Here is a 22,614-nt window from a genome sequence, read left to right on the forward strand (position 1 = left end):
GATTACCAGCGCACCGTGGCGCTCACGCTGTAGGTGCGCGGCGGGCCAATGGCGTAGAGGACGGCCTGGCGGAAGCGCGTCAGCGAGATGGCGTCGGCCCGGAACACCGTGTCCTGGAGGTTGCGGACCGAAGCCGCGATCTCGATCGCTTCACTCGGGGAACGCCAGGCGAGTCGGATGTTGAAGAGCCAGAGCGCCTCCTGGCCGAGGAACTCCTGATTGTCGACGCTGAAGAACACCTCGTCCTTGAAGCTCCAGTCGAAGCGGGGCTGCAGGAAGCCCAGGCCTTCGAGGTCGAGGTCCCAGGCGACGAAGCCGACGAAGGAGAACTCGGGCGAGTTGATCAGGGTGTTGCCCGAGAAGTCGTCGGTGATGATCGGCTGCCCGGCCACCGCCGCGTTGACGCGCGTCTGCTGGAAGTCCTTGTAGGTCCCGACCGTCCACGAGAAGCTCGTGAAGATGGTCAGGCCCTCGGCCTGGAGCGGGGCCCAGCCGGCGAAGGGCTGCAGGGTCGTTTCGAGCTCGACGCCGTAGATCTCGGCGTCGTTCGCGTTGATCAGGGTCGGGACCGGAATGCCGGACTCGGCGTTTCGCAGCTGGAAGATCTGGATGTCGTCGTAGTCGTAGTAGAAGCCGGCGCCGTTGAACTGCAGGCGACGGTCGAACCACTGGGTCTTGAAACCGCCCTCGAGGACGTTCACGGTCTCGGGGTTCACAGGTTCGAGCGGATCGTTGCCACTCTCGAGGGTGGAGTTGTCGAGAACGAGGCCGTTGATGTGGGGGCCCTTCCAGCCGCGGCTCCACTTGCCGTAGATCGTGACGTCTTCGTAGGGCTTGTACTCGAGCAGGAACTCACCGGCCCAGTCCTGCTCGGTGATGTTCGTCGCGCCGCCGTCGCTCGAGATGCCGCCGAAGTTCACCCGGTCGAAGCGCGACGCGGTGATCGTGAAGTCGCGATCGTCCCAGTTCCAACGGAAGCCACCCGAGAGCGTGAACTCCTCGGAGACGGCCCACTCGGCCCAGCCGAAGAGGGACCAGTAGAGGGTCTCCTGGGTGTAGCGCTGTCGGGTGACGGCGGCGGGCGTGCCGAGCAGGAAGCGGTTGTCGACCGCGAGTCGCTCCCAGAGCAGGGAGCCGCCCGTCTTCGCCTTGAAGCTGCGGCCGGCGTCGTAGGTGAGGACCAGGTCCTCGTAGAACTGGTAGGCCTGGTTCTTGTTGGTGGTCTCGAGGCCGATGTTCGGGCTGCCGTCGAGGTCGAGCTCACTCTTGCGCTTGTTCCAGTCGAGGCTGGAAACGGTGCGCAGGGTCCAGTCGCCCATGTAGATGTCGCCGCCGAGGGTGGCACCGGTACGATCGACGCGGTCGACGCCGACGTTGTTGTAGTCGCCGGCGAAGGGATCACCGAGTTCGGGCGAGTCGATGTTCTGGAAGCCGATTCCCGGGCCCAGACCCTGGCCGGGACTGTTCAAGCAGGGACCGTTGCCCGCGCCGCAGACCGTGTTGTCCCAGTCGCGGTAGCCCGAGCTGTCAGTGCGGCCGAAGAGCGGTGTGCCCGTGGCGTCGCGCACGGCCAGGTGCTGGAGCTGGGGCGCCTGGGCCCGGTTCTGGCTGTAGGAGATCTTGAAGGTCCAGTCGTGGCTGCGGGTGGGCTGGAAGCGCAAGAGCGTTCGCGCCGCCCAGTTGCTCACGTTGTTCACCCGGTCGGGGACGTAGCCGGGAACGCCGCGGAGCCACCCAAGGCCGCCCTGTTCCAGCGGCGACGCGGTACCGATGTCGAAGGCGCTGGTGCCGCCGTTGAAGCACGACTGGAAGACCAGGGTGCGGAACGAGGTCGGGTCGGCATCGCGCTGCGAGTAGAAACCGTCACCGCAGCGGTTGTCGGTGATGCCGTCGCGCCGGTTCCAGACGCCGGATGTTCGCATCGAGAGCTTGTCGCCCCAGAGCGGAAGCTCGAGCGCACCTTCGGCCTCGCGCTGATTGAAGCGGCCGTAGGTGGTGCGCGCGTACCCGTTGAAGGTTCCGATCGGTCGACGCGACACGATCCGGATCGCGCCGGCGGATGCGTTGCGTCCGTAGAGCACGCCCTGCGGTCCGCGCAGCACGTTGACGTCTTCGACGTCGAAGAGCTGGGACAGCTGGCCGACGGGCGAGTTCATGTAGACGTCGTCGTTGAAGACCGCGACGGAGCTGGAGGAGTTCGCGTTGAAGTCGCGGAGACCGACGCCGCGAATGAACAGGGTCGGGTTCGTGTTGGAGTAGGGCGAGCGGATCTCGAGGTTCGGCGTGAACTGGGCGACGTCCGCGATCGTCTGGGCGCCCAGCGCCTCGAGGTATTCCTGGTCGAAGGAGGTCGCCGAGACCGCGGTGTCCTGCAGCGCTTGGGACTGACCCGAGGAGGTGACGATGAACTCTTCGATACCGGGGGTCTGCTCTTCCGGCGGCTCGGATTCCTCGGCTTCTTCCTGCGCGAATGCCGGGCCCGCAAGGAGCAGGGCAAGGCACGCGGTGATCCACAGGGGCAGGGCTCGGAGCGGATGGTCCATGGAGAAGCCTCCGGACGTCCGGGCGCGCGGGCGGCCAAACCGCAGCGCGCCGTGGCGGGCAGGTCGGGTGCTCATTCGATCTCGTATCCAAGGGCTCGGAGTTGTTTCAGGCTGAGATCGTCGATCTCGACCGTCGGAGCGTCGCCGGCCGACCACGCGACGCCGCGCGCCACTTCGTCGGCGGCCATCTGCTTCAGCCGCTCGACCTCCGGGTGGTCGATGGGCAGCGGCCGCTTCTCCCCAGGATCCGTGGCGAGGTCGTAGAGCTCGCTCTTCTCGGGATCGTTCACGTGGTAGACCATGCGGAGGTTGCCTTCGCGGAACGCCAGGATCGGGTCCGGCTCTTCGCTCATGCGGCCCCAGGTGCGGTCCAGAAAGTCCACACCGATGTCCGGGTGGTCTCCCGGGGCGTCGTTCGTCATTTCGGCGACGTACGAGCGCCCGTCCACCGGGGACAGCGGGGGCAGGTTGAGGAGGTCGAGGAGCGTCGGCCAAACATCCACGTTGTGGCTCGCTTCCTCGACCACAATGCCTGGTTCGAGGCGAAAGGGGAAGCTCAAGATGAACGGCGTGTAGGTGACTTCCGGGTGGAGATCCCGGGCGTGACCCTCGCGGCCGTGCTCCCCGAAGGCCTCCCCGTGGTCCGACGCGATCACGATCAGCGTCTTCTCGCGAAGGCCGAGCTTCTCGAGCCCGCCGATCAGCGCCTGGACCTGCTTGTCGGTCCACAGGATGGAATTGTCGTAGAAGTCCGAGTAGCTCGTGCCGAAGACCGAGAGTTCCTCGACGGTCACGTACTGGTGCACGTCCATCAGATGGACGTAGAGGAAGAACTTGCGGTCGGTGTTCGAGCGCAAGAACTCGAGCCCCGAGAAGACGAGGTCGATGTCTGTGCCGTCGATCCGGCCGGCGCGGGCTTCGCGTCGGAGCGACTTCGGCGCCTGCTGGCGGTAGGGGTTCACGTACATGTCGAACCCCTGGCCGAACTGGAAGTTGGGAGCGAGCCAACCGTTTCGCCAGATACCGGCCGTCGTGTAGCCGGCGGCCTTGAAGATCTCGGCGGGCGTGGTGGCTTCTTCGGCCAGCGCGTCCGCGAAGCGCTCGACGCCCGTGCGCAGCGGGTTCAGGCCCGTCCACAGCGACGCCATCGAGCACTTCGTCCACGACGACTGGGCGCGGTGCAGCGCGAAGCGCGCCCCGGTGTCGGCCAGGTAGTCCATGTAGGGACTGGTGTCGCGCTCGTACCCGTACGAACCCAGGCGATCGGATCGCAGGGTGTCGATCAGGATGAACAGGACGTTCAGGTCATCCCGTTCTGCGAGCTTCTTGACGTCTTCGACCGTTCCCAGCGGGCGAGGATCCTGTTGGATCTCGAGCTGGTTCCAGACGTAGAGGAGCGCCAAGACGAGCACCGCCACGAGGGCGAACGCTCTCGACTTCAGAAGGTTCACGCGCTTGTCGAACTCCCCAGAACGGACCGCAACGGCGGATCCTGCACGAAGGGAGCCAGAGGGTCAAGTACGCGTGATCGATCGCGCGATGCGCCCGACCCGAGAACGGGGCGCCGGCCGGGGGCCGGGCGCCCGGATCAACCCTCCGGCGCGGGGCGCAATGCGTCGAGTGCGGCGCGCGTCTGCTCGGCTTCCGGGAACTCGCCCATCGCCAGTGCGGTCTCGAAGCTGCGGATCGCGGCGTCCTGGTCGCCCGCGTCGGCGAGCGCCGAACCGATGCGGTAGAGCCCGCCGGGACGCCCGCCGCTCAGCGACGCGGCGCGTCGTAGCGACTGGACGGCCGCCTGGGTCTCTTCGCGCGCCAGCTGGACGCGGCCCAGGGTCTCGAACGCGTCGGGACCCGGATCGGCGAAGAAGATCGAGGCCTGTTGGGCGTCGCGCAGGGTCTCGTCGCCGTGATCGCCGCCCTCGAGGCGGAGCGCGGCGAGCTGCTGGGCGGCGCGCCCCTCCCACGGCTGGTCTATCAGGAGCTCGCGCAGCCGCGTGGTGGCCCGATCGTGGTTCCCAGCGCCGATCCACATCTCGGCGAGCGCGTAGATCGGTGTCGGGTCGCGCGGATCCGCATCGAAGGCCGCTTCGTAGCCGGTGCTCGCCGCTTCGAGCTTCCCGTCTTCGCGGTCGAGCTGCGCCCGCGCCATCAACGCCTGCTTGTGTTCGGCGTCGATCGCCAGGGCGCGCTCCAACGCCCCGCGTCCATCGGCGGGCCGCTCGAGCAGAACGAGTGCCACCCCGTGAAGCGCCTGCACGTCGGCGACGTCCGGATGCGCCTCGACCACCTTCTCGACCCGCGGCAGTCCCTCCTCGGCTCGCCCGAGTCGCGCCATGCGCTCGAACCAGGCGGCGAGGGCTTCGATGTTCGCGACGTCGTCGAGCTCGATCGTGACGTCCTTCTCGAGGAACTCGAGGGCGCGCTCCGGGCCGTTCAGGGCGTCGAGGTCGCGCGCCTGGTCGGCCACGGCCTCGCCGACCCGGTTGTGGTTGACCGCCAGGCCCGAGCGGGCGGCGCCGAGCACCTCGTTGTTCCCCACCCGCGCCGCCAGCCGTGCCTGCACGCGCAGCGCCTGGATGTCATCGGGGTGACCGAGCATGTGGTAGTTCAGCGGATCGAGCGCGAGCTTCGGCTCCCCCCGCGCGGTGTGGACCCGCGCGAGGACGAAACCCGCGTCGGTCGCCGACGAATCGGCGCGCAGGGAATTCCGGAGGTGTTCGATGGCGCGGCCGTCTTCCCCGAGGCGGAGCGCGGCGATCCCCGCCAGGTAGCGGGCGCCCGCGTTCGATGGGAAGGCGCGGAAGGCCTCTTCCCAGACGTCGAGGGCCTCGGCGAGCTGACCCTGTTCGTAGAGCAGGCGCGCTTCGAGCAGACCGTCGAGGGACTTCTCGGTGAGCTTCGACTGCATCTCGCGGGCGCGTTCGTAGTCGCCGTTGATGGCCATGACGATCGCGCTCTCGAACAGGTGCTGTTCCGGGATGCGCGCGTAGTCGAAGTTGGCGCTGTCGACCGGATGGCGGGCGAACGCACCGAGTAGCTGGTCCGAGGCTCGCTTCGCGCCCGGCAGGTCGTCCTCGTCGATCAGGAAGTTGCGGAGCAGGAGCCAGCTCTTCGGGGTTTGCAGGCGATCCGCCGCGTCCTCGAGCATCTTCCGCGCTTCATCCCGCTCGCCCATGTCGGCGAGCCGCACCGAGATGGCGCGGAACAACTCCATGTCGTTCGGTCGTTCCTCGGCTTTCGTGCGCAGGATCTCGAGGGCGCGCTCGGGCTTGCGAACCGCGTCGAAGAACTCGACCGCCGTCAGGAAGACCGCCTGGCTCTCGGGGTGATCGGCCAGACACGCTTCGATCTTCGCTTCCGCCGCTTCCTCTTCGCCGCGGCTGCGCTCGAGCCCGGCCTCTCGCGTGCACAGGAGCGCGAAGGCGTGGTCGCCGATGTCGTCGCGCGCTTCGACTGCCGTCCGGAGCGCTTTCAGCTCCGACGCGGCGTCGTCGAATCGCTCGAGGTCGACGAGCGCGCTGAACTTCTGCTCGCGCAGATTCAGTTCGTCGGGGAAGGCCGCGATCAGCAGGTCGAGATCCTCGATGGCCTCCGGGTTGTCGCGGTTCTGCTGGCGTGCGCGCAGACGGAGCCGGACCGCCTCCTTGTTGTCCGGTTCGATGGCGAGGATGCGCTCGGCAGCGCGGACGGCGTCGTGGTTGTTGTTCGTGTTCACCAACGAATGGGCCAGCGCCATGTTGGCCGGCACGGCGTAGTCCGGGTGGGAGGCCGCGCGGCGTAGAGGCCAGGCCGCCAGGCTGGGCTGTTGATTGGTGATCAGCGCCCGGCCGTACATCAGGTTGATCTGCGGATCGTCCGGATTCTTCTCCACGGCCTCCCGCAGGATCTCGAGCGCCGGATCGAGCTCGCCGGCCTTGATCAGCTCGCGCGCCTGCTCCGCGGGGTCGGTTCCGCAGGCGATCGCCCCCAGCAGCGGGATCAGGGCGCAGATCAGTGCGAAGAGGCGGCTCCCCCGGGGATTCCGATGCCCCTCGGGGACCGCGGTTCGTGACGTCTCGGACATTTTTTTCTCGACCTCGGAGAGCCCGCCGGCATAAAATCAGTGCCGACTGACAACTGGGGATGGCGCGCCCGCAGGCTAGTACCGCATTTGGTTGCGGATCCTACTGGGCTGGAACGTGCCGACCCGCCCGTTGCGAAGGTCGCGGCGAGCGGAAAACGGTCTCGATGCATAACACCATCGGACCATCTTGGGTTCATCGTAATCATGAGGAAATCGATGAAGACGAATCACTTAGTAGCACTGTGCGCGCTCGCGCTCGCCGCGATCGCCATGCCGGCCACGGCCGCGATCGTCGAGTTCGACTCGACCACGACGGCGGGTCTCGGCGACGGCGGTAACCCGGCGACGCTCGACGTCTCGCCGAACGGTCTGCCGATCTGCAACATGGGGCTTCAGCCCCACCTGAACGCTTCGCTCCCGGGCCACGGCTTCGCCGATCTCGGCACGGTCGCGCCGCGTTCGCTGATGGCGGTTCGCCCGTTCAAGTACGGCACGGCCGGCGCCACGACCGGTAACGCCACGATCATGGCGCGCCCCGGTAACGCGGGCGTCAACGGTCTCCCGCAGTACGTGTCGAGCACCTGCAACATCCCGTTCCCGACCGCGTTCCTGCCGGCGATTCTCGCCGGTCGTACGCAGTTCTCGCGCCTGACGGCTCCGGCCGACAACGCGATTACGACGACCACGACGGCGATGGGCAAGATGAACTTCATGGTCACGACCATGGGTCTCGAGCCGCATCACCTCCGCGCGGGCGGCGGTCCCGGCAACTTCACGTTCATGGTCCCCACGGTCTTCTCGCCGATGCAGACGATCATGGGCACGGCCGGCGCCAACACCTTCGGTGGTGGCTGGCGTGGGTCGGGCGGTGGTCGCGTGAACCTGGCCGTGAACGCGGCGCCTGGCGTCGTGATCTCCGGCTACTGGCTCACCGGTCCCCGGAAGCTCGGTCACAACGACCCGGTGAACACCCAGCTCGTGACCCAGTCCGGTCTCTTCACGAACCTGGCGACGATGGGCGTGGCTCCGGTCACCCTGCGCGTCTGGAACGCCCGCTTCACGACGGGCATGGTGAAGGCCGAGGACAACGGCGGTCAGTTCATCACGATCCGCACCCAGACGGGCGCCGACAACCGGTCGGGCGCGTCCTCGAGCATGGGTACCCTCCTGCTCGTGACGCCCTGGACGGCGAGCCTGATCCCGTTCCTGGGCGGCGCTGCGAACCTGTACTTCGGTGGTACGGGTACGACGCGCTTCGAGTTCCTGCCTGAGCCCGGCCCCACGGCCCTGCTCGCGGCGGGCGTCCTCGGCGTGTTCGCGCTCCACCTGGTGGCGCGACGCCGCAAGTAAGGAGCGGAAACGCTTCCTCACTTGAGGATCGATCTTGAGGCCCGGGTGGCATCGCCACCCGGGCCTCTCTTCGTTCGAGGGCAGGGGCGGCTCCACCCGCACGCGAGTGGCGCTTTCCAAACGCCTGCCGTCGTCCGCATGCTAGGCTGCGGCCCTGGAGGTCTTGGATGCATCGATTTCGCCGTTGCCAAGCCGTGCTCGTCGCACTCTTCCTGCTGGTGGCCACCGCCACTCCGAGTACGGCGCGCGCCGCCGAGGCCGGGCCCGTAATCTACGACCTCGTGCTGATCCGCCCTGTCACGGCGGCCCATACATTATTGGGCCTGGTCATGTTCGTTCCCGCCGGGTTGCTGTCGCTGCCGAGCGGTGGGGTCAAGGACGCCTGGGCCACGTTCGTCTATGCGCCGTCGATCGACGCCTTCCAGCGCCCGCTCGGAGAGTTCTAGGCGGAAGCAGGGAGCCTTCGGCCCGCCGCGGCGGGCGCTCCTTCCCGGTGCAATGGCGCTCTGGGTGTGGGTCACGGGCTGTGCACTCGCGGGCCCGCTGGGTCCGCCGCTCGCCTATCCGCCGGGCGCCCTGCGGGTGGCCCTCGCGGAGCGGACCAGTCCGGAAGACGCCGCGGAGATCGGTGTGGCCTTCGAGGTGCCCGGCGACGCCGTCGCGCGTGCGCGCTGGGAAGTCGCGCGCGCAGCCCCCGGTACCGAGCGGATCCGGGCGCTGGTCGGGTTGCTCACGAAGCCCGAGCCCGAAGGCTTCGGCCTGCGGTACCGCTGGTCCTCGACCACCAGCGCGTCGGAGGCCCTGGCCCGGGGCGAGGGAAACTGTCTGTCGCTGGCGTCGGTCCTCGTGGGCCTGGCGCGCGGTCTGGAATGGAAGGCCTTCTACGGCGAGGCGGGCGACCCGCGGCCGGAGGAGACGCTGTCCGAGTCGCTCGTCGTGCAAGCGGATCACATGGTCGTCGTCGTCGAGGCCGAAGGCGCCCGCATGATCGTCGATTTTCTCGGGCCGATCGAAGGTCGTCCGGTCCAGATCATCGACGACCTCGCTGCCACGGCGCATTTCGTCAACAACCGCGCGCTCGAGCAGGTGCTCGCTGCCCAGGCTTCGGGACAGGATGTTCCCTGGGACGAAGTGCTCGCTCGGTTCTCGCTGGCCACGCGGATCGATCCGCGATCGGCGCGGGCCTGGAACAACGTGGGCCTGGCGTTGGCGCGGCTCGGTCGCGAGCCCGAAGCGCGGAAGGCCTACCTCCGCGCCCGTTTGCTGGACGAACGGCTGGGGTCGCCGTTGCGCAACCTGGCGGTCCTCGAGACCCGCAGCGCGGCGGGCGCCCAGCCGAGCGTGGTGCCGCTCCCGCGCTAATCAGGCGCGCACCCGCGCCCCGGTCGGGTCGAACCAGGGGCGCAGGGATGCCTCGGCCGAGATCCGCCGGCCCGCCACTTCGAGCTCGTAGGTGCCCGCCCGGATCCAGTCCGGCCGTACCGGGGCGTCGGGCTCCGGTGCGCGCACGTAGCCGAGCCCGAGTGCCGCGCCCAATTGGTGTCCGAAGGCGCCCGAGGTGATGTGACCCACGCATTCCCCGTCGCGCCAGACCGGTTCGTCGTGGAAGAGCAGGGCGCCGGATTCGTTCAAGCGAAATCCGACGAGTCGCTTTCGAACCCCGCGTTCGCGCTGGGCAAAGAGGGCGTCCCGACCGATGAAGTCGCGACCGCTCTCCCAGTCGACCGCGAAGCCCAGCCCCGCTTCCAGCGGTGTGTCCTCAGGCGTGACGTCGTGGCCCCAGTGGCGATAGGCCTTCTCCATCCGAAGCGCGTCGAGGGCCTGGTAGCCCGCCAGTTGGAGGCCGTGCTCCGCGCCCGCGGCGGTCAGCGTGTCGAGGACGCCCACCGCGAACTCGCTGGGGATGTAGAGCTCGAATCCCAGCTCGCCGACGTAGGTGATGCGGTGCGCGCGCACCCGCGCGTAGCCCAGGGCGATCTCTTGGCTCGTGGCGAAGGGAAACGCGTCGTTGGAGAGATCGGCGTCGGTGAGGCTCTGGAGCAGGTCCCGCGCTCGCGGTCCCATGACGCCGAGCACCGCCCAGGCCGAGGTGATGTCCGACAGCGAGACGCGCTCACCCGGCGCGATCCGGCTGCGCAGCCAGGCTTCGTCGCGCACGCGCTGGGCGGCCCCGGTCACGATCCAGAACCGCTGCTCGTCCAGGCGCGTCACGGTGAGGTCCGACTCCATGCCCCCGCGCTCGTTGAGCCAGGCCGTGTACACGACGCGTCCGGGCTCGATGCAGAGGTCGGCTGCACACACGCGGTCGAGCACCGTCTCGGCGTCGGGGCCGTCGAGCAGCAGCTTTCCGAAGGAGGTCTGGTCGAAGACACCGACGGCGGTGCGCACCGCCTGGTGTTCGATCGCGACGTGGTCGAACCAGGGCGGCCGCCGGTAGCTGTAGTCGAGCCTCGGAGGGGCACTGGGGCTCCCAAATCCGCTCGGACTCCCATAGAAGTATGGGCGTTCCCAGCCGGCCAGCTCGGAGAAACAGGCGCCTGCCCGCGCGAGCCGATCGTGAAGGGGCGACCGCCGGGCTCCCCGCGCCGTCGCGTACTGGCGATGGGGCCAGTGCATGGCGTAGAGCAGGCCCAGGGACTCCACCGTCCGGTCTTCGAGGTAGTCGGGGTTGGCGTGGAAGGGCTCGAACCGGCGCAGGTCGACATCCTGGAGGTCCATGCCCGGGTGGCCGTCGACGATCCAGTCGGCGAGGGCGCGTCCCGCTCCCCCGGCGGAAGCGATTCCCACGGAGTTGAAGCCCGCCGCGACGTAGTAGCCGCCGAGTTCGGGCGCTTCGCCCAGCAGGTAGCGATCGTCCGGGGTGAAGCTCTCGGGGCCATTGAAGAACTGGCGGATACCGACGGTCTCCAGAGCGGGCACCCGTCGGGCGGCTTCGGCGATCCAGGGCTCGAGGTGCGGCCAGTTCTCGGGTAGGGAATCGAAGGCGAAGCCTTCGGGAATGCCAGACTGCCCCCACGGTCGCGCTTCGGGCTCGAAGAACCCGACCAGCAGCTTCCCGCCGGCCTCGACCTTGAAGTAGGCGCAGCCGTCCGGGTCCCGAAGCGTCGGGAGCGCGTCGGCCACACCGGGGACGGGTTCCGTGATGAGGTAGAAGTGCTCGGCAGCATGGAGCGGGACCGACACGCCGACGCCGCGGGCCAGCTCGCGCGCCCACATCCCGCCGCAGTTCACCACGACATCGGTCTCGATCTCGCCCCGGGCGGTGACCACGGCGCAAACCCGACCGCCACGCGTGCGGACCGCGGTGACCGGGCTGTTCTCGACGAGTCGGGCGCCGCGCTGCCGGGCCCCCGCGGCCAGCGCGAGGGTGACGTCGACGGGGCTCACCTGACCGTCCCCCGGAATCTCCACGGCACCCGCGAGATCGTCGGTGTGCGCGATCGGCCAACGCCGCGCGACCTCATCGATGCTCACCTCACGGGCGTCGATCTCGAAGGCGCGCGCCATGGACGCCCCACGCAACAGCTCTTCGAGGCGCTCCGGCGTTCGCGCGACCGACAGCGACCCGGTCCGCGCGTAACCCGTCGCCTGGCCGGTCTCAGCTTCGAGGCGCGCGTAGAGCTCGGCCGAGTAGCGCGCGAGACGCGAGAGGTTGTGGGAGGCGCGCAGCAGGCCGACCAGCCCGGCGGCGTGCCAGGTGGTGCCGCAGGTCAGCCGCTGGCGTTCGAGCAGGACCACGTCGGTCCAGCCGCGCTGCGCCAGATGATAGGCGACACTACAGCCCGCCACGCCGCCGCCGATGATGACGGCCGAAGCGCGGCGCGGCAGATCAGTCATCGGCTCCGCGGTTGCGGAAGGGGCGGATCTCCCCGGACGCGAGCCGCGCTTCGTAGCTCTCGAGCTCCGCGCGCAGGACCGGCGCGAGCAGGTAGAGGCCGAGCAGGTTGGCGAGGGCCATCGCGAAGATCATCGCATCCGAGAAGTCGAGGATGGCGGTGAGGCTCGTGGTGCAACCGACGACCACGCTCGCGCAGAAGATCGCGTTGTAGATGGCCTTGGTCCGCGGCGCCGGGCCGAAGAGGTAGATCCATCCCTCGAGTCCGTAGTAGGACCACGCAATCATGGTCGAATACGCGAACAGCATCACGACACCGGCGAGGGGCAGCGGGAACCAGGGCAGCACCGTCGCGAAGGCCTGGGAGGTCAGCTCGACGCCGCTCATCTCGCCGGTGGCAGTGGCGGGGTCGTAGACGGTCAGCGTGATCACGAGTGCGGTGATCGAGCAGACGATCACGGTGTCGATGAAGGGTTCGAGGAGCGCGACGTATCCCTCGGTCACGGGTTCGCGGGTGCGCACGGCGGAGTGGGCCACGGCCGCCGAGCCGATGCCGGCTTCGTTCGAGAACGCGGCCCGGCGGAAGCCCAGGATCAGCACGCCGAGCATGCCACCGGTCGCGCCCTCGGGAGAGAAGGCGCCTTTCACGATCCAGACGAGGGCCTGGGGGATCTCGGTCACGTTGGCGAGGATCACGAACAGTCCCGCGCCCACGTACACGAGAGCCATCATGGGCACGAGCTTCTCGGCGACCCGGGCGATGCTCCGAATGCCGCCGACGATCACGACCGCCACCAGGACGGCGAGGCCGATCCCGAAGAGCCAGCCCCGATCGGCGAAGAGGGAGACATGGCCACCCACGGCGTTCTGGAACTGCACGTAGGCCTGGTTCGCCTGGAACATGCTCCCGATGCCCAGGGTGCCGATCAAGATGCAGGCCGCGTAGTAGATCGCGAGGCCGCGCCCCAAGCGCGGCCAGCCGCGTTCCGTCAGGCCGCGGTCGAGGAAGAACATCGGGCCGCCCGAGATCGTGCCGTCCGGGTTCTCCTGGCGGTACTTCACACCGAGGGTGCACTCGGCGAACTTCGACGCCATGCCGAGGATGCCCGCGACCACCATCCAGAACGCGGCGCCGGGGCCACCCACCGAGATCGCCACCGCGACGTGGGCGATGTTGCCGACGCCGACCGTGCCCGAGATCGCGGTGGCCAGTGCCTGGAAGTGGCTGACTTCGCCCGGATCGTCCGGGTCCGTGTAGTCGCCGCGCACCAGACGCAAGGCATGGGTGAACCCGCGCAGATTGATGAAGCGCAGGTAGACGGTGAAGAAGACGGCCCCTGCGACCAGCCACAGGACGATCAGGGGGAGATCCGCTTCGCCCACCCGAACGCTGAAGAAGATCACGTCGGAGAAGGCCTTGGCGACCGGGGCGAAGTACTGATCGATGGCTTCGTCGATGGCCAAGAGCGGACTCGCTTCCCGGGGAGAACGGTGGCGCGGGAGCGCGGTCTCCCGACAGGGAACGCTGCGAGTGTGAGCCAGTCACGACGCCGGTGCCAGGCTGTGACACACGCGGCGTGACTCACACAGCGGTCGCGACCCGGGTGCTCGTTGACCCAGCTCGCGGGCGTCGCGTGATAGACTGCGCCTCGCGAGCGGGGTCACGACGCCACAGTGTCGACTCCGCGGCGCACGCCGGGTTCGGACGAAGCCGCCAGGGCGAAGAGGGGAGGGACCGATGGGAGCGGAAGCACTGCACCGTCCCATCACCCACACCGAACTCGTCTTGAACGCGCTCTCGAGATGGCGCGACCGAGAGGCCTTCCGCCAGGACGGCGAGAGCGTGCGCTACGCCGAAGCGGCGGATCAGGTGCGTCGCTTCGCGGCGGTGTTCCGCGACTGCGGACTCGGACGCGGCGAGGGGATCGGCGTGCTGTCGCCGAATCGCGCCGAAGTCTGGATGAGTCAGTTCGGCGCGAACCTCGCGGGGGGGCGCTATACCGCGCTTCACCCGATGGGCAGCTTCGAAGACCACGCCTACGCGTGCAACGAAGCCGAGCTTCGCATCCTCTGCGTCGATCCGGCGTACGCCGAGCGCGCCGGGGAATTGCTGGCGCGGTGCGCGCCGGTCGAGACGGTCCTCACCTACGGGCCCTCCGACGTGGGCACGGATCTCCTGACCGCGGCTTCGAAGATCGGCGCGGGTCCGCTCGAGCCCGGGCCCAACACCCCGGATGACATTGCCTGGCTCCTCTATACCGGCGGGACGACCGGGGTTCCGAAGGCGGCGCAGCTTCCCGAGCGCGCCGTGGCCCAGATGGCCCTCGCCGTCTCCGCGGGGTGGGATCTGCCGCGGAGTCGGCGGTATCTGGCGTGTGCACCGATCACACACGCCGCGGGGATGCTCATCACCCCGACGCTCATGAGTGGTGGCACCGTGGTGTTGCAGCGCGGCTTCGATCCCGAAGCGTGGATGGAGGCAGTGCGACGCGAACGCATCACCCTCTCGCTGCTCGTGCCGACGATGATCTACGTGCTCCTCGACCACCCGGGACTGGATGCGGCCGACTTCTCGAGCCTCGAAACGATCATGTACGGGGCCTCGCCGATGTCGCCAGCGCGCCTCGTCGAGGGCATCGAGCGTCTGGGGCCGGTCTTCGCCCAGCTCTACGGTCAGACCGAGTGTGGGGGCATCGCCACCAGTCTCTGGCGCGACCACCACGACACGAAGGATCTGGCGCGGCTGGCCTCGTGCGGAATCCCCATGCCGAACGTGCGCGTGGCCGTGCTCGACGAAGCGGGCCAGGCGGTCCCCGACGGCGAGGCCGGCGAGATCTGCGTCCAGGGGCCCTGCGTCATGACAGGCTATTACCGTCAGCCCGAGCTCACCGCCGACACGATCGTCGACGGTTGGCTGCACACCGGGGACATGGCCGTGCAGGATGACGCCGGGTTCCTGACGATCGTCGACCGCAAGAAGGACATGATCGTGTCCGGCGGCTTCAACGTATTTCCGCGGGAGATCGAGGACGTGCTCACCAGCCACGAGAGCGTCTCGTCGGTGGCGGTGATCGGGGTACCCGACGACAAGTGGGGCGAGGCCGTCAAGGCGGTGGTGGTGCCCCGGCCGGGGGCCGAGATCGACGCCGACGTGCTGATCACGCTCGTGAAGGAGAAGAAAGGGCCCGTCTACGCGCCGAAGACCATCGACGTCGTGGATCAGCTGCCCTTGACCGCGGTCGGCAAGGCCGACAAGAAGGTCCTGCGTGCCCAGTACTGGGGCGATGCCCGCCGGGGTGTGCACTAGGAACCGATGCGGTGAGCGCTCCTGAATCTCCGCAGGCGGAGGCATCGCCTTCTCCGCCGATCCGGCCGGCGTACGCGAATTACGTCCTCGGCATCCTGTTCGTGGCGTACGTGTTCAACTTCGTCGACCGGCAGATCATCTCGATCGTGCTGGAGCCGATCAAGGAAGAGCTCGGCGTCAGCGACACCGCGATGGGGTTCTTGACGGGCCCGACCTTCGCGATCTTCTACGCGACGCTGGGGATCCCGATCGCGCGCTGGGCCGATCATTCGGTCCGCCGCAACATCATCGCGATCGGGATCGCCGTCTGGAGCGCGTTCACGGCGCTCTCCGGACTCGTGCAGAACTTCCTGCAGATGTCCCTCGCGCGGATCGGCGTCGGCGTTGGCGAGGCGGCGCTTTCCCCGCCCGCCCATTCCCTGCTCGCCGACTACTTTCCCCAGGAGCGGCGCGCGACCGCCCTCGGCATCTATTCGATGGGCATCCACATCGGGATCCTGTTCGGCGTCATCGCCGGAGGCTGGCTCGAGGAGTTCTGGGGCTGGCGGAACGCCTTCATCCTGGTGGGATTGCCCGGGCTCCTGGTCGCCTTGCTCGTGCGCTTCACGGTGCGCGAGCCCCCGCGCGGCGCCCAGGAAGTCGCGCCCCAGCCGACCGAAGCACCTCCGTCGGTCGGCGAGGTGGTCCGGTTCCTGTTCTCGAAGCGGTCGTTTCGGCATCTCTCCCTCGGCACCGGTCTCACCGCCTTCGCGGGCTATTCCTTCGTGAGCTGGGCGCCGACCTTCTTTCGCCGGGTCCACTACTGGGACGGCGAACTCAGCACCAAGTACGGCATCGCGCTGGGCGTCTCGGGTGCGATCGGCTCGGTGCTCGCCGGCTATCTCGCCGATCGCCTCGGTCAGCGAGACCTGCGCTGGTGGATGTGGGTGCCGGCCTTCGCGTGTGCGGGGCCACTCCCGTTCACGCTCTTTTTCTTCTTCCATGGCGACATCGACGTCGCCCTGGCGGTCTCGTCGCTCGGCCTCTTGATTGCGGCCATGTATCAGGGGCCGGTCTTCTCCACCGTGCAGACACTCGCGCCCGTGCAGATGCGGGCGGTGGCGTCGGGCGTGCTCCTGTTCGTGATCAACATCATCGGGCTGGGGCTCGGGCCCCAGGCCGTCGGCGTCCTGAACGATTTCGTGTTTACCGACGTCGGTCCCACGGCCATCCGCTATTCGATGGCCTGGGTGGCGGCGGTGATGGGGATCTGGTCGTGCGTCCACTTCATCATCGCCGCGCGCTTCTTGCGCGATGATCTCGCGAGCGCCCGCTCCTGAGCGACTCGTCCGGCCAGGGCCGCTGGCAGGCCATCGTCGTCGGGACGGCACTCGTCGCGGCCGTACTCTTCGTCTACGGCCCGACTCGCGAGCATGCCTACCTCACCTTCGATGACCCGATCTTCGTCAGTGAGAATCCGGCGCTGGAGCGTCCCTACGCGTTCGAGGGGCTCGGGTGGTCCCTCACGAGCTTCCGCGGTGGGAATTGGATGCCCGTCACCTGGGCCACCTATTTCTTCGACGCCGCAACGAACGACCGGTCCAGCGCGGGCGTGCACACGACCCAGGTCTTCTTGCACGCACTCGCTTCTCTTTTCTGTTTCCTGGCGCTGCGGCGCGGGACCGGTTCGACGTTCACGAGTGCCTGGGTGGCGGGGGTATTCGCGCTGCATCCGCTGCAGGTGGAGAGCGTGGCCTGGGCCTCGGAACGCAAGGGCGTCGTGGCCGGCACCTTCTGGATGCTGAGCTTCTGGCTCCACGCCGGACCCCCGTCGCGCGTGCGTCGCTTCGGTGTTCCGCTGGCGGTCTGCGCTGCGCTCGGTGCGAAGCCGATCTCGGTGACCCTGCCGCTGGTACTCCTGCTCTGGGATGCGTGGCCGCTCGGGCGCATGCAGGACCCTGCGGGACGCTTCGCGGGCGCGGCTGTGTGGCGGTGCGTGCGTGAGAAGCTGCCCCTCCTCGCCGCGGTCGTGGGCCTCGCCGTCCTGACGGTCATGGCCCAGCGAGACGTGGGCGCGACGGCGAGCCTGGACGAGCTGAGTCTCGGTTCCCGGTTGGCCAACGCGCCGCTCGCATACGTCGGCTACCTCGGTGCGTTCTTCTGGCCTCGGGACCTCGCGGTGTTCTACCCGCATCCCGTGGTCCTCTCGGCCTGGGCGGTGGGTGGCGCGCTGGCGCTGCTCCTGGCCGTGACCGGCTTCGTCGTCTGGCAGTGGCGGCGAGCCTGGTGGGCGATGGGGTGGTGCTGGTTCCTCGGGGCGCTCGTGCCGATGCTCGGAATCGTGCAGGTGGGCGGCCAGGCGCGCGCGGATCGCTACGCGTACGTCACGATCGTCGGGCTCGCGATCGCGCTGGGTTTCGGCGTGCGCGATCGGGTGCGCGGCCCGACGCTCCGGGCGGCCGCGGCCACGCTGGCCGTCCTCACCCTGGTCGCGAGCGCGGTGGAGACGCGCCGGCAGCTCGCGTACTGGGTCGACGGGGTGACGCTCTTCTCGCGGGCCCTCGAGGTCGTCGGGCCCGACGCCCTGATCCATCAGCACCTCGGCGCGTCGCTCTTGCAACGGGGGGCGGTGCCCGCCGGGCGCGCCCATCTCGAGAAGGCCCACGAGCTGCGACCGCAAGTGAACGTCGCCAACAACCTGGCGTGGAGCTACGCCACCGACCCGGTCGACGCCCGGGTGCGGCCCGGCCGTGCGCTCCTGTTGGCGCGTTTCGCCGTGCAGCGGCAGCCCGAGGACCCGACCGTGTGGGACACCTTCGCCGCGGCCCAGGCCGCGGGCGGGTTCTTTCCGCGCGCGATCGACAGCCAGCGTCGCGCACTGTCCCTGCTTCCGGCGCACGCGTCCGAGGCGCTGCGTGCGGGTCTCGCGGGGCGCCTCGCGCTCTACGAGCGCGGCGAGCGTTTCCGGGCGCCCCCGGCCCCGGACGCGTCGGGTGCCAGGAACCCATAGAGCCCCCGCGCGAGTTCGCGCAGCACCGGGGCCCGGTCGGGGCCGCGCAGCAGGAGCGGGTTGTTCAGGCCCTGCGCGAGGACGAGGAAGCCCCGCGCCAGGGTGTTCGGGTCCCCGCGGCGCACGAGCCCGGTGCGCTGGCCCCGTTCCACGAACTGGCGGATGCGCTCCAGGGTGCGTCGCTCCTGGTCTCGATACACGCGGCGCAGCGCGCGGTCGCCGGGGAGCTCGGCGAGCGCGCAGCGGAAGAGCAGGGCGTGTTCCGAGAAGAAGCGCACGCCCGCGGCCACGAAACCGCGGCTGAATCCCTCGAGACCCTCGTCCACCAGCGCTTCGAGCTGGACCTGCTCGGCCACGAAGGCGTCGAGGTCTTCCATCAGGTCATCGAACGCCGCCGCGAGCGCGTCGCGCTTCGACGGGAAGTACTGGTAGAAGGTGGCCACCGAGGTGCCGGCGCGCAGGGCCACCCGTTCGGCGCCGAAACTGCCATCGCGGGCGATCTCGGCACGGGTGGCGTCGATCAGCTTGCGCTGGGTGCGTCGGGTCGTGGGAGAGACAGGGTGCTTCGCGGCCACGGGTCCCCGGTCTTGCGCGGGTGGCGCAGGAGAACTCGATTCCGAAAAATTCGAAAAAATTATAGCTGAACTCTGATTTTTCTGGAATCCTGTGCTGGCTCGCAGGCGCCCCGAGCGCCCCCCAGGACCCGGAGTCGCGATGGACCCCTCGGCGTACCGCACCCTTCACTTCGATCGTCCCGGCGACGTACTGCGCGTGACGATCGATCACCCGGATTCGAAGCTGAACGCAGTGGACGCCTTGCTCCACGACGAGTTCACCCGGCTGTTCCGCGAGCTCAAGCGCGAGGACCAGGCGCGGGCCATCCTGCTCACCGGGCGGGGCCCGGCTTTCAGCGCCGGTGGCGACTTCGCCTGGTTCCCGACCCTCGATGACCTCGAGAAGCTCGAGCATCTGCGTCGCGACGCGAAGCAGATGATCTGGGATCTGCTGGACGTCGAGCTTCCGATCGTGGCAGCGGTGAACGGCCCTGCGGTCGGGCTGGGGGCGTCGCTAGCACTGCTCTGCGACGTCATCTTCGCGTCCGAAGCGGCGAGCTTCGTCGATCCGCACGTCCGCGTGGGCATCGTCGCGGGCGACGGAGGTGCCGCCATCTGGCCGCTGCTGGTCGGACCCGCGCGCGCGAAGCAGTACCTGCTCACCGGCGACCCGGTACCGGCGCCTCTCGCTGCCGAGATGGGTCTGGTGAACGAGGTGGTCCCGGCGGATGCGCTGGAGGAGCACGCGCTCGCCTTCGCCACGCGTCTCGCCGCGGGCGCGCCCCTGGCCGTCCGGTACACGAAGCAAGCGGTGAACAAGCTGGTGAAGGACGCGCTGAACACGTCGTTCGACACCTCGACCGCCCTCGAGATCGTCACGTTCCAGAGTGAAGACCACCAGGAGGCACTGGCGGCAATGCAAGAGAAGCGCGCGCCGCGCTTCCGCGGCCGCTAGGGAGGAAGGCGAAGATGAGCGACGTCGGGCTCTACGAAGCGATGCGGACGCTGCGCGCTGTGCGTCGCCTCCGGCCGGATCCCGTCCCCGATGAGGTGCTCGAGCGCGTTCTCGAGGCGGCGAGCTGGGCGCCCACGGGTGGCAACGTCCAGCCGTGGCGGGTCCTGGTCGTGAAGGATCCGGCGAAGAAGCAGGCCCTGCAGAAGCTCTATGCGGCGCGCTGGGCGAGGTACTCGGATCAACACATGGCCCAGCTCGAGGGCGCGCCCGAGGCCGTCCGCGCGAGGACCGAGCGGATGTTCGATGCCGGCAACTACCTCGCCGATCACTTCGGGGAGACGCCGGTCGTCCTGATCTTCTGCTTCAACCCGAAGAACATGGCGATCACGGATCTCGAGCAGGATCGCGTGTCGGTGGTCGGAGGCGCTTCCATCTATCCGGCCGTCGAGAACGCGCTGCTCGCTTGCCGTGCCGAAGGCCTCGGCTGTGTGCTGACCACGCTCCTGTGCGAGACCGAACCCGAGGTGCGTGCGCTGTTGGGCATCCCCGAACCCTGGGCCACCGCAGCGGCCGTCCCGATCGGAACCCCGGTCCTGCGCGGACACGGTCCGATCTCGCGGAAACCCGTCTCGAAGCTCGCCTACGTCGACAGCTGGGGCGAGGCCTGGGGCTGAGCGTGTACTTCGCCGACGAACCCGAACACATCAGCGTCCTGCGCGACGTCGTCCGCCGCTTCGTGGCGACCGAGATGCCGCCCGATCAGGTGCGCCAGTGGGACCGCGATCACCGTTTCCCTCCCGAGCTGTTCCAGAAGCTGGCGGAGCTCGGCGTGTGCGGTGTGACCATCGACGAGGAGTACGGCGGTCAGGGGCGTGACCTGGTGGCGGCGATCGCGGTGATCGAGGAGCTGTCTCGCGGCGGTGCCTTCGCAGCCGGGCCCTTCATTCATGCGGCCTTCTACGGTGGCATGAACATCTCCGAGAACGGCTCCGAGGAGCAGAAGCGCACGCTGCTGCCGAAGCTCGCTGCCGGCGAGATCCTGTTCGCCTATGGCCTGTCCGAGCCCGACGTGGGTGGCGACCTGGCGAGCGTCACGACGACGGCGCGTCGCAGCGAAGATGGAAAGCACCTGATCCTCGACGGCTTCAAGCGCTGGTGTACGGGCGCCGACTGGGCCGACTACATCTACTGCCTGGTGCGCAGCTACGCCGAGGCACCGCGCTACCAGAACCTGTCGTTCGTGCTGGTGCCGAGGGACACGCCGGGTATGCGCGTCCATCCGATCGAGCACGCGAATCTCCGCTACACGCTCTCGAGCGACGTGATCTTCGAGGGCGCGAAGATCCCGGCGGAGAACATCGTGGGCGGCGAGGCGGGCTGGAACCGGGGTTGGCGGATGCTCGCAGGGAAGGCCCTCGACGTCGAGAAGCTAGAGATCACGGCCGTCGCCTTCGGGATCGCACAGGCCGCCGTCGAGGAGGCCTGGGAGTACGCCCAGCAGCGCAAGCAGTTCGGGGTGCCGATCAGCGCGCACCAGGCGGTGCGACACGACCTGGTCGAGGCGCGCACCAAGCTCGAGGCCTGCCGGGCCATGCTGTACCGGGGCGCGTGGCTCGCCCAGGAGGGCCGACCCTGTTCGGTCGAGACCTCGATGGCGAAGCTCTTCGTCGCCGACACCGGCGTCGAGATCGCGCTGCTCTGTCAGCGGGTGATGGGCGCCTACGGACTCGCCGAGGGACACGACATGGAACGGCACGTACGCGATCTGCTCGGCATGCCGATCGTCGGAGGTTCGTCGAACATGCAGAAGAACAACATCGCCAATGGCCTGGGATTGAAGGGAGCGAAGTCGTGACCGCCAGCGTCGACACCCTGGCGGCCGCCCGGTCACTCGATCCGGAGGTCCGCGCGCGCGCCGACGAGATCGAAAGCGCACGCCGCCTGCCTGCGGATCTCTCGAAGCGCTTCGCTGAGGCGGGCTTCTATCGGATGTGGGCGCCCGAGGTGTACGGCGGACTCGAGCTGCCGCCCGCGGACGCGGCGCGTACGATCGAAGCGTTGGCCCAGGCCGATGGGTCGAGCGCCTGGTGTGTGTTCATCGCGGTGACCTCGTCGACCGTGTTGGCGGCGCTGCCGCCGGAGTCGGCGCGCGAGATCTTTGCCGATCCCCATACGCTGCTCGGCGGTGTGTTCGCGCCGCGCGGCAAAGCGGTGGTCGAGGCCGGCGGCTTTCGGGTCGATGGCCGCTGGGCATGGGGCTCGGGCACCCAGAACGCCGATTGGGTCATGGGGGGATGCCAGATCATCCGGGACGGCGAGGTGGAGAAGCTCCCGAATGGCGCGCCGCGCTCGCGGTTGATGCTCGTGCCGGCCGACGAGATCGAGTTCCTCGACACCTGGCACGTGTCCGGACTGTGCGGAACGGGCAGCACCGATTTCGCGATTCAGGATCGCTTCGTCCCGGACGGGCGCGCTGCGGGAGTGGGGGTGGACGGCCCGCTCGAGCGGCCGCTCTACGCCTTTCCCGCGTTCGGATTGCTCGCGATGGGCATCGCCGCGGTGTCGATGGGCCTGGCCCGCGCGTCGATCGAGGCGCTGGTGGAACTCGCAGGCGGAAAGCAGCCGGAGGGAAGCGCCCGGACCCTGGCCGAGCGTCCCGCTTCCCAGGCCGAGGTGGCGCAGGCCGAAGCCGGCCTGCGGGCGGCGCGCGCGTTCTACTACGAGGCGATCGAAGCGGCCTGGGACCGAGCTTCGACCGAGGGGCGGATTGGGGTCGACGAGAAGCGCGACGTCCGCCTCGCCACGACCCACGCCACCCGCGCTAGCGCGGAGGCCGTGGATCGCATGTATCACCTCGCCGGCGGCAGCTCGGTCTACCGGACGTCTCCTTTGCAGCGCATCTTCCGGGACGTGCACGTCGCAACCCAACACATGATGGTGAGCCCGGCGACGCTCGAGCTGACCGGTCGACTCCTGCTCGGGTTGCCGACCAACACCGCGCAGCTCTAGTAGAGGGGA

The 22,614-nt window shown here is 68.7% G+C and carries 16 protein-coding genes; 10 read left to right on the forward strand and 6 right to left on the reverse strand.

Translation table 11 applies throughout. The annotated features are described in order from the left end of the window. Positions 1 to 2 precede the first annotated feature (2 nt). The 3 genes from AAF430_16350 to AAF430_16360 all read right to left on the reverse strand — a co-directional run bounded on the left by AAF430_16350 (position 3) and on the right by AAF430_16360 (position 6,606). Complete coding sequence (locus AAF430_16350) at positions 3 to 2,543, reverse strand: TonB-dependent receptor (protein ID MEM7411803.1); 2,541 nt, start codon at positions 2,541 to 2,543, stop codon at positions 3 to 5. Positions 2,544 to 2,614: 71 nt separating this feature from the next. Beyond that, positions 2,615 to 3,994, reverse strand: coding sequence for a sulfatase (locus AAF430_16355; GenBank protein MEM7411804.1), 1,380 nt, complete (start codon positions 3,992 to 3,994; stop codon positions 2,615 to 2,617). Between the two features lie 137 nt (positions 3,995 to 4,131). Then, the gene (locus AAF430_16360; GenBank protein MEM7411805.1) at positions 4,132 to 6,606 is read right to left on the reverse strand and encodes a tetratricopeptide repeat protein; all 2,475 of its coding nucleotides are present in this window, start codon (positions 6,604 to 6,606) and stop codon (positions 4,132 to 4,134) included. A 216-nt stretch (positions 6,607 to 6,822) separates the two neighbouring features. On the opposite strand from AAF430_16360, the gene AAF430_16365 reads away from it, so the two are divergent. From AAF430_16365 to AAF430_16375, 3 genes are all read left to right on the forward strand, one after another. After that, the gene (locus tag AAF430_16365; GenBank protein ID MEM7411806.1) at positions 6,823 to 7,956 is read left to right on the forward strand and encodes a hypothetical protein; all 1,134 of its coding nucleotides are present in this window, start codon (positions 6,823 to 6,825) and stop codon (positions 7,954 to 7,956) included. A gap of 167 nt (positions 7,957 to 8,123) precedes the next feature. Next, a complete protein-coding gene (locus tag AAF430_16370) occupies positions 8,124 to 8,402 on the forward strand; it encodes a hypothetical protein (GenBank protein MEM7411807.1) in 279 nt (92 codons plus the stop codon). A 52-nt stretch (positions 8,403 to 8,454) separates the two neighbouring features. Beyond that, positions 8,455 to 9,318 carry a hypothetical protein gene (locus tag AAF430_16375; protein ID MEM7411808.1) on the forward strand — a complete coding sequence of 288 codons (864 nt, stop codon included), beginning with the start codon at positions 8,455 to 8,457 and terminating at the stop codon, positions 9,316 to 9,318. On the opposite strand, the gene AAF430_16380 is transcribed toward AAF430_16375, so the two are convergent. Beyond that, positions 9,319 to 11,793, reverse strand: a complete 2,475-nt coding sequence (locus tag AAF430_16380; GenBank protein ID MEM7411809.1) for an FAD-dependent oxidoreductase — start codon at positions 11,791 to 11,793, stop codon at positions 9,319 to 9,321. Continuing rightward, entirely contained in the window at positions 11,786 to 13,255 is a 1,470-nt protein-coding gene (locus tag AAF430_16385; GenBank protein MEM7411810.1) for an alanine/glycine:cation symporter family protein, read from the reverse strand. The genes AAF430_16380 and AAF430_16385 overlap by 8 nt, the downstream gene beginning before the upstream one ends. Before the next feature lie 274 nt (positions 13,256 to 13,529). Between AAF430_16385 and AAF430_16390 the strand changes: the two genes are divergently transcribed. From AAF430_16390 to AAF430_16400, 3 genes are all read left to right on the forward strand, one after another. Continuing rightward, positions 13,530 to 15,098 (forward strand): AMP-binding protein, encoded by a 1,569-nt coding sequence (locus tag AAF430_16390; protein ID MEM7411811.1) that lies wholly within the window; start codon positions 13,530 to 13,532, stop codon positions 15,096 to 15,098. An 11-nt stretch (positions 15,099 to 15,109) separates the two neighbouring features. Next, entirely contained in the window at positions 15,110 to 16,417 is a 1,308-nt protein-coding gene (locus tag AAF430_16395; protein MEM7411812.1) for an MFS transporter, read from the forward strand. Positions 16,418 to 16,626: 209 nt separating this feature from the next. Continuing rightward, complete coding sequence (locus tag AAF430_16400) at positions 16,627 to 18,087, forward strand: hypothetical protein (GenBank protein MEM7411813.1); 1,461 nt, start codon at positions 16,627 to 16,629, stop codon at positions 18,085 to 18,087. Here AAF430_16400 and AAF430_16405 read toward each other — a convergent pair. After that, positions 18,021 to 18,662 carry a TetR/AcrR family transcriptional regulator gene (locus tag AAF430_16405; protein MEM7411814.1) on the reverse strand — a complete coding sequence of 214 codons (642 nt, stop codon included), beginning with the start codon at positions 18,660 to 18,662 and terminating at the stop codon, positions 18,021 to 18,023. The two genes, AAF430_16400 and AAF430_16405, sit on opposite strands and share 67 nt — an antisense overlap. Before the next feature lie 139 nt (positions 18,663 to 18,801). On the opposite strand from AAF430_16405, the gene AAF430_16410 reads away from it, so the two are divergent. From AAF430_16410 to AAF430_16425, 4 genes are read left to right on the forward strand one after another with little or no spacing between them, the layout of a single operon-like run. Beyond that, complete coding sequence (locus AAF430_16410) at positions 18,802 to 19,596, forward strand: enoyl-CoA hydratase-related protein (protein ID MEM7411815.1); 795 nt, start codon at positions 18,802 to 18,804, stop codon at positions 19,594 to 19,596. A 14-nt stretch (positions 19,597 to 19,610) separates the two neighbouring features. Further along, positions 19,611 to 20,270, forward strand: a complete 660-nt coding sequence (locus AAF430_16415; GenBank protein MEM7411816.1) for a nitroreductase family protein — start codon at positions 19,611 to 19,613, stop codon at positions 20,268 to 20,270. A gap of 2 nt (positions 20,271 to 20,272) precedes the next feature. After that, complete coding sequence (locus AAF430_16420) at positions 20,273 to 21,451, forward strand: acyl-CoA dehydrogenase family protein (GenBank protein MEM7411817.1); 1,179 nt, start codon at positions 20,273 to 20,275, stop codon at positions 21,449 to 21,451. After that, a complete protein-coding gene (locus AAF430_16425) occupies positions 21,448 to 22,605 on the forward strand; it encodes an acyl-CoA dehydrogenase family protein (GenBank protein MEM7411818.1) in 1,158 nt (385 codons plus the stop codon). The genes AAF430_16420 and AAF430_16425 overlap by 4 nt, the downstream gene beginning before the upstream one ends. Positions 22,606 to 22,614: the final 9 nt, after the last annotated feature.

The sequence above is a fragment of the Myxococcota bacterium genome, assembly GCA_039030075.1.
In the GTDB taxonomy this organism is placed as follows: domain Bacteria; phylum Myxococcota_A; class UBA9160; order UBA9160; family SMWR01; genus JAHEJV01.